Below are 7,089 nucleotides of genomic sequence, written 5' to 3'. Positions count from 1 at the left end.
ACAAAGGTTAACAAAGGTTTACACTTTTTTGAGTAAAAATGGCTTAATTATTTGTAAGACAAATAGTTATAAAAAACATGGGTTAACACTCTTTTTAGGAATATTAAGTGCAGGCGTTGTATCGTTGAGCAGTATTTAATACGCATGTGCTAAGCTATTTTAACAGCCGTTAATTATCTTTGGTTATGAATTTGAGCAAGGCCGATTTGCAACGCGAAGTAAGCTACAAAACATCGCGCAGTGGGGGCAAGGGAGGCCAAAACGTAAACAAAGTATCTACTAAGGTCGAGTTGCTTTTTGATATCAACCAGTCGGCATTATTTACTGATGAGGAAAAGATATTGCTGAAAGATAAACTGCAGAACCGTTTTAATAAGGACGGCCTGGTGCAGGTGATCTGTGATGAAGAACGCAGCCAGTACCTTAATAAAGAAATAGCAGTAGAACGGTTAGTGGTTTTACTTACCAACGCGCTGCACAAACCTAAGCTGCGCAAAGCTGCCAAAGTAAGTAAAGCTGCCAAGCTTGCCCGCCTGGGCGACAAAAAAGCGCAATCGACCAAAAAAGCCGACCGCCGCCCTAATTTCGACTATTAATTAAAGCGGTAAAGCACCGTTAATGAGCCCCATTGGTGGGTGCTTTTTACCATTTGCTTTACTTCGCGGGTATTGATGAACGCCGATAGATCAACCACAAAACGGCTGCTTGCATAGCTAACACCCAGTTGGTTGCTAAAAACAACATGATTGATGTCGCCAACAATCTCTTGCGTGCCGGGTTCCGGATGATCCTTAAAGATATTTCCCTGGGCAGTTGCATCGTAGGCAACAGCGTTGATTTGCGGCTTGTAGTAAAAAAACAACTCCGTGTTATGCAGCAGTTGATTTGCCGCATTACGGCTTGCTGTGCTTTGTGTGCTTACCGATTGAAATAACTGGTTAAAATTACCCAGCCTAACCATAGGGCCAACGCCTATGGCGTTAAAACCGGTGCCCGCGTTAACATAGCCCGTAACAGTAAGATCGGCCGCCGATGAACGTGCCAGCAATTTGTTTACATCAAGATTAAGGTTCAATTGGGCAGCATTGCGCACCTGGTATTGCCAGCTGTTAAGTTCATAAAACCCGAAGGTGTTGTGAATGAATTTCTGGATCTGGTAGCCCCCCGCCGCCGGCCCTACAACACCTACTTTTACTCCCAGCTTAATAGTGGTTTCGTTTTTATAAAGCACGTTTCCGTTAAAACCGAGGTATAAATACCCGGCGAAAGGCCTGTCTACAAAGCTCGCGTCCGGCAGGTTACCTGATCGGGCGTTGTATATCTTTTGACCTAACTCAAAACCAAAAACCGCGTTGGCAACATCATCGCGCATGCGTTTCCCCATTTTTGCCGGGTCATGCGCCACACGGTAAAAAAGGAAAAAACCGTTGGTGTAATATCTGTCTGATCCCTGCGCCAGGAACGAATCATTGTCTGATTGAAAGCCTATTTCATGCCCACGGTTTTGAGCGAAAGAAGTAACGCTACCCAAAAGGCACGCTGCTATAGCAAGTAATTTTATTTTCATTTAAGGGGCATTATCATTGGTACGCTAAAATAGAAAAAGCCCCGGTTTATCGGGGCTTTTGTTTTGTTTTAATTCCCGGTAAAATTGGCGAAGGCTGCTCAATACCAGCTGGAAAAAAGGTGCAAAAGCAGAATTAAGAATTGGTAACTTTAATTTAAATTCGTTTAGAAGTATGAATCGGAGTCACTCAGGCTTATCCGCTAAAATTTTGATAGTAATTTCACTGTTATCATCAGTGTATAGTTGCACTCAGAAACAAAAGCTGGTTGTGCAGCCTATAAGTGAGGAGTTTAATCATGAATACCTTACAGGTAAAGGGTTAAATACAGATTTTTACAGTACGAAGGATGTAATGCAGTACTACCAGGTATCAAGTTATGATGATTTGACAGATAATGAGGTTTTAACAAAATTGGACAGTTTTGCAATGGCCAGCTTTTTACCAGGTAATATCGGTCACATTCAAACCATTACATTTCTATTTTATAAAAAAAAGATGTTTGTTGATTATAGGGATCACTTACATGAGTCTGCAAGAGAGGACGAAAACGGGCACTTAATAGGATACAACGATGAATTATTAGCCAACATAACTCTTGAACGTATGAAAGAAAATCCAAAAAAAATGTCCGTAAGAAAATTGCTCTATGGCAAAGATAACCTTAAGCTGATGGCAAACGATACCATATTAGTACGATAGTTTGCCCGTAGGATACTGTCAATATTTAAAATTAACAAAACATGTTTAAGCTAAATTCAATATTACTGCTAATTTTTTTGCTGGCCGCGTGTAAGAGCAGTCCAGAAAAAAAGTCAAATGTGCCAGATACTTTGAAGCGTTCAGGTAATAAAACTGTTGCCGCAAAAGAGGAGCGAGATACATTAAAGGATATTAAGGCTGAGCCTGGTGAAGAGCTTTTATACCAGGACGGCGGTATCGCTACATTTGTTGATAGTAAAAAACGTGGGACGGGCGTTATATCATTTCAACTGGACGTTAATAAAAGGCTTGACATATATGATGAAGACGGATCGGAATTTGGTTTTATAGTACTTAATGAGGATTTTTCGTATTTTACGTTGAACATGCCTGAAAAGGTGGTGGCCAGAAAGGTGGTGCCTACTTATGATTTTGCCGCTTTTGATTTTGATGCGGAACCCGTTAGTATTAACGATGAGTATTTAAGAATTTACGTCAACAAAAAATTAAGAAAAGTAAAGAAGGCAGGGGCTAAATATACTTATAGTGATTGGGCGCAATATTCTAAATATGAAAAAGATGATTCTGAAGATGCAGAGAACCAATAAGTAGAACTTGAATTGCCCTGCAGAGGTGAAACACATTTGAATTTAATTGTTAACAAGTTTTTCAGTGCTGATTGTAAACTCGTTTTGTAACGACCACTTTAAACCAGACAGCTGGCTAAAGTGGTCGTATATTTTTTACATAGATGAATTTCGGTTTACCCAACCACCACAGCCGGTTTCTCTTTTTCTTTAACCGTCAAATCTATAGCGTCAGTCACCTTTTCGTTTAGTAAAGCTAACGTAACTACCTCACGCATATCGGTAACGTAATGAAACTGCAGATCGGTAATATAATCCTCTTTTATTTCCAGGATATCTTTCTGATTTGATTTGCAAAGGATGATCTCTTTGATATTAGCGCGTTTTGCAGCAAGGATCTTTTCTTTGATACCACCTACAGGCAACACGCGGCCGCGCAGGGTTATCTCGCCGGTCATGGCCAGGTGGGGTTTTATCTTGCGTTGGGTGAAGGCAGAAACCAATGCCGTAAGCATGGTAACACCTGCCGATGGCCCGTCTTTAGGCGTAGCGCCTGCCGGTACGTGCACGTGTACATCCCATTGCTCAAACAATTTAGGATTGATGTCAAAGAAACCGGCATGCGCGCGCAGGTAAGCCAGCGCAATCGTTACAGATTCTTTCATTACATCTCCTAAGGACCCTGTTAAGGTAAGTTTGCCGTTACCGGGACTCAAACTTGCTTCTATAAACAGGATATCGCCGCCTACCGATGTCCAGGCCAGGCCGGTAACCACACCAGCAGTATCATTACCTTCATAAAGATCCTTGTCGTAAATAGGGGCACCCAATATTTTTTCTACCTCGGCTTTATTCACGTTGGCATTGTAGGGCTCTTCCATAGCGATGTTTTTAGCCACGCCACGGATAACCGACCCTATCTTTTTCTCTAATGCGCGTACGCCCGATTCTCGGGTATAATCTTCAATGATCTTTTCAACCACATCGTTTTTAATCACCACATCCTTTATGGTAAGGCCGTGCGCTTCGCGTTGTTTAGGCAACAGGTGTTTCTTAGCGATCTCGATTTTCTCTTCGATGGTGTAGCCGTTCACTTCGATGATCTCCATCCTATCCAGCAAAGCCGGCTGGATGCTGCTTAATGAATTGGCTGTAGCAATAAACATTACATTGCTAAGGTCAAAATCCATTTCCACGTAGTTGTCGTAAAAGCTGCTGTTTTGCTCCGGGTCCAAAACCTCTAACAGGGCTGATGACGGGTCGCCACGAAAATCGGTACTCACTTTATCAATCTCGTCAAGTATAAAAACCGGGTTGGCTGCACCGGCTTTTTTTACCGACTGGATGATCCGGCCCGGCATTGCGCCAATATAAGTTTTACGGTGCCCGCGGATCTCCGCCTCATCGCGTACGCCGCCAAGCGCCATACGCACATACTTACGGCCCAAAGCCTTGGCGATAGATTTACCCAAAGATGTTTTACCTACACCCGGAGGGCCAACCAAACATAGGATAGGCGCCTTCATGTTATGTTTCAGCTTTAACACCGCCAGATATTCGATGATGCGCTGCTTTACTTTATCTAACCCGAAATGGTCTTTATCCAGCACCTTTTGAGCGCGTTTAAGGTCGAAGTTATCTTTAGTGAACTCGTTCCATGGCAGGTCAAGCAGCAGCTCTAAGTAATTGATCTGTACCGAATAGTCTGCAGCGGCAGGATTGGTGCGCGTTAGCTTCTCCAGTTCTTTAGCAAAGTGGCTTTTAACCTCCTTATCCCATTTCTTTTTTAAGGCGCGCTGGCGCAGGTTCTCAATCTCCAGGTCGGGAGAAGTGCCGCCCAATTCTTCCTGGATGGTTTTTAGCTGCTGGTTCAGGAAGTAGTCGCGCTGCTGCTTATCCAGATCAACACGTACTTTGGTCTGGATCTGGTTTTTGAGTTCCAGCATCTGCAGGTCAAGGGTAAGGTGCTCTAAAACCAGGTTTATCCTATCGCGCAGGCTGGCGGTTTGCAGTAAAACCTGCTTGGCCGCCATATCCGCATTCATGTTAGAGGATATAAAATTGATCAGGAATGATGTGCTTTCGATGTTGCGAATAGCAATACCGGCCTCGCTCGGGATATTGGGCGATAGCTGGATAATGTTCATGGCCATATCTTTAACAGATGATACCATGGCTTTAAACTCTTTATCTTCTTTGGCCTTAATTTCTTTAAAAGGCTCTAAAGTGGCTTTGATGTACGGCTCGCTCTGCACTTCTTCTTTGAGCACGAAACGCTTTTTGCCCTGCAAAATAACGGTGGTATTACCATCGGGCATTTGCAGCATTTTAATGATCAGCGCAATAGTACCAACCTTGTGCAGTTGGCTAAAATTCGGATCTTCTATACTTACATCCTGCTGTGCAACAACGCCTATAAGGCGGCTGCCTTTATTAGCATCGCGGATAAGTTTAATAGATTTATCGCGGCCAACGGTAATAGGGATCACTACACCCGGAAACAGTACTGTGTTACGAAGCGGTAGTATTGGAAGTATCTCGGGCACCTCTTCACTGTTCATCTCGGCTTCATCCTCTGACGACATCAGTGGGAAAAACTCCGAATCTTCATTGATAGTTGGCATTGTATTTTTAAAATCGAACGGATCGTAACTCATTAATCACCTTGTTATATAATACCAGTAAACGTCAAATTGGCAGCCACAGCAAAGCCAGGGTTAACCGGATAGTTTAAATAGTATTGTTAATTTATGCAAATATAGTGTTTCAAGAGCTATGCCAATGTAGGCGGATTGCCGCTGATAAATTCCGACAGTTCACATGTGCTTGATATAGTGCTGTTTACATGTAAATCGTAAACATTTAAAAATTAACAGGTTTTTAAATTTAAACGGAAATTTCGTCAGGCATGGTCGGCTCGGGTTACCGGATTTAGAGATCGATCCAACCGCTTAGATACCACGCGCTATCGATGCTGATTACGCAGTAGAAGCTTTAGTTGTAAACATTAAATATTTTTTTAACAAATTGCGCCCCCGCTATACTATTTCACCATATTGGTAGTTAATGTATTGTTAACGGTTAAACCCTTTAGTTTTTGATGAGGCTGTCGGCTATAATTTCTTTAATTATCATTACCTCGCTCGAGTCATCGGCACAAAATGCCTATGTAAAACTGGGCCAGCAAGCCTTTATGGATGGTAATTTTAAATCGGCCGTATTGCAGCTGGAAAAAGCCTGCCTGATAGATTCTACTAATGCCAATGCTTACTGGATGCTGGGTTATTCATATTATCATAGCGAAAACTACCGTAAATCTATCGCGGCTTATTCAAAAGCTATCTTTATAAACCCGGTTGATGCTACTGCTTATTACTATCGGGCACGTGCTAAGGGTTATTTGGGTAAAGATGCAGCCTTATCTCCGCAAGAGCGGGAGAAGCATTTGCTCGGTGCTATTTTTGATCTGACAAAAGCTATCGCTATCGACCCGTCCGAACAAAATAAATCATACCAGATCCGTGGTATTGCTTATCGCGATTACGGCATATTTAAGCTGCAGCCTAACCCGCACACGTATGATAAAGTACGCGGCACTAATTCGCTCCGGGCATCCATAGCCGACCTGGAGAAAGTGCTGAACAGCAACCCTAACCGCTCAGATATCTCGTCCCTGTTAGAGATCTCGAAAGAGAAACTGGCGTCTGCCGTAGGGCACCATTAAAGCTTCGTAGTATAAATACTAAATGTTGATTTTCGAATACTGAAGCAAAACTAGCGTTGTTAAAACTCGTTATATCCTGCCCTTACTTAAACTCGCCCTTGATCTTATAGCTGTTGCCGTCCATTACTTTCACCTTTTGCGTTTTTTCTATCTGGTAAAAGGTATCGGGCAGGTAGGTGAGTTTTTCTGTAGTGCTGTAAAGGATGTTGTGGGTATCGTTCTCAATCTCTATGGCACTAACCTTGCCGTTTACTTTGCAAACCGTTATATAGCGCGTTTTAAGCTCGGGAAATTTGGCTTTGTAGGTAATGTTGGTAGCGGTGGAGTCTACGGTGTAGCTGCGGCTCCACGCAGGTTTATTAATGTCGCTTTCGGTAAACAGGTTTAGCTCGCGCGCCCAGTTGGGTATATGCACCTGCTTGCTTTCTGTACTGCCATTATGCTGCACTGATTTTTTAACATCGTGGTTAAGCTTTGTAAGCCGGGAAGCCTCCTGCTTAAAGTATTCTTT

7 protein-coding genes are annotated in these 7,089 nt (G+C 42.8%); 4 read left to right on the top strand and 3 right to left on the bottom strand.

What is annotated here, in order from left to right; translation table 11 throughout:
- Positions 1 to 185: 185 nt before the first annotated feature.
- Complete coding sequence (gene arfB, locus ACE5CV_RS17625; protein ID WP_374951512.1) at positions 186 to 596, top strand: alternative ribosome rescue aminoacyl-tRNA hydrolase ArfB; 411 nt, start codon at positions 186 to 188, stop codon at positions 594 to 596.
- On the opposite strand, the gene ACE5CV_RS17620 is transcribed toward arfB, so the two are convergent.
- Entirely contained in the window at positions 593 to 1,567 is a 975-nt protein-coding gene (locus ACE5CV_RS17620; RefSeq protein WP_374951511.1) for a lipid A deacylase LpxR family protein, read from the bottom strand. The two genes, arfB and ACE5CV_RS17620, sit on opposite strands and share 4 nt — an antisense overlap.
- Before the next feature lie 208 nt (positions 1,568 to 1,775).
- Between ACE5CV_RS17620 and ACE5CV_RS17615 the strand changes: the two genes are divergently transcribed.
- Together ACE5CV_RS17615 and ACE5CV_RS17610 are read left to right on the top strand one after the other, a co-directional pair.
- Complete coding sequence (locus tag ACE5CV_RS17615) at positions 1,776 to 2,267, top strand: hypothetical protein (protein WP_374951510.1); 492 nt, start codon at positions 1,776 to 1,778, stop codon at positions 2,265 to 2,267.
- Positions 2,268 to 2,308: 41 nt separating this feature from the next.
- Positions 2,309 to 2,875, top strand: coding sequence for a hypothetical protein (locus ACE5CV_RS17610; RefSeq protein WP_374951509.1), 567 nt, complete (start codon positions 2,309 to 2,311; stop codon positions 2,873 to 2,875).
- Between the two features lie 155 nt (positions 2,876 to 3,030).
- Here ACE5CV_RS17610 and lon read toward each other — a convergent pair whose 3' ends face one another.
- Positions 3,031 to 5,511 (bottom strand): endopeptidase La, encoded by a 2,481-nt coding sequence (gene lon, locus ACE5CV_RS17605; protein WP_374951508.1) that lies wholly within the window; start codon positions 5,509 to 5,511, stop codon positions 3,031 to 3,033.
- A 443-nt stretch (positions 5,512 to 5,954) separates the two neighbouring features.
- On the opposite strand from lon, the gene ACE5CV_RS17600 reads away from it, so the two are divergent.
- On the top strand, positions 5,955 to 6,578 hold the full coding sequence (locus ACE5CV_RS17600; RefSeq protein WP_374951507.1) for a tetratricopeptide repeat protein: 624 nt from the start codon (positions 5,955 to 5,957) through the stop codon (positions 6,576 to 6,578).
- Positions 6,579 to 6,660: 82 nt separating this feature from the next.
- Here the strand turns inward: ACE5CV_RS17600 and ACE5CV_RS17595 are convergent.
- On the bottom strand, positions 6,661 to 7,089 hold a 429-nt coding region (locus ACE5CV_RS17595; RefSeq protein WP_374951506.1), incomplete at its 5' end, for a hypothetical protein.

The sequence above is a fragment of the Mucilaginibacter sp. genome, from assembly GCF_964263795.1.
Lineage (GTDB): Bacteria > Bacteroidota > Bacteroidia > Sphingobacteriales > Sphingobacteriaceae > Mucilaginibacter.
The sequence above is the reverse complement of the archived record's forward strand: the minus strand, read 5'-3'. Positions and strand labels throughout refer to the sequence as shown.

Bases quoted from the DNA above. Each gene is read 5' to 3' on its own strand.
- ACE5CV_RS17620 (WP_374951511.1), bottom strand. From the start codon at position 1,567: ATGAAAATAAAATTACTTGCTATAGCAGCGTGCCTTTTGGGTAGCGTT.
- lon (WP_374951508.1), bottom strand. From the start codon at position 5,511: ATGAGTTACGATCCGTTCGATTTTAAAAATACAATGCCAACTATCAAT.
- ACE5CV_RS17600 (WP_374951507.1), top strand. From the start codon at position 5,955: ATGAGGCTGTCGGCTATAATTTCTTTAATTATCATTACCTCGCTCGAG.
- arfB (WP_374951512.1), top strand. From the start codon at position 186: ATGAATTTGAGCAAGGCCGATTTGCAACGCGAAGTAAGCTACAAAACA.
- ACE5CV_RS17610 (WP_374951509.1), top strand. From the start codon at position 2,309: ATGTTTAAGCTAAATTCAATATTACTGCTAATTTTTTTGCTGGCCGCG.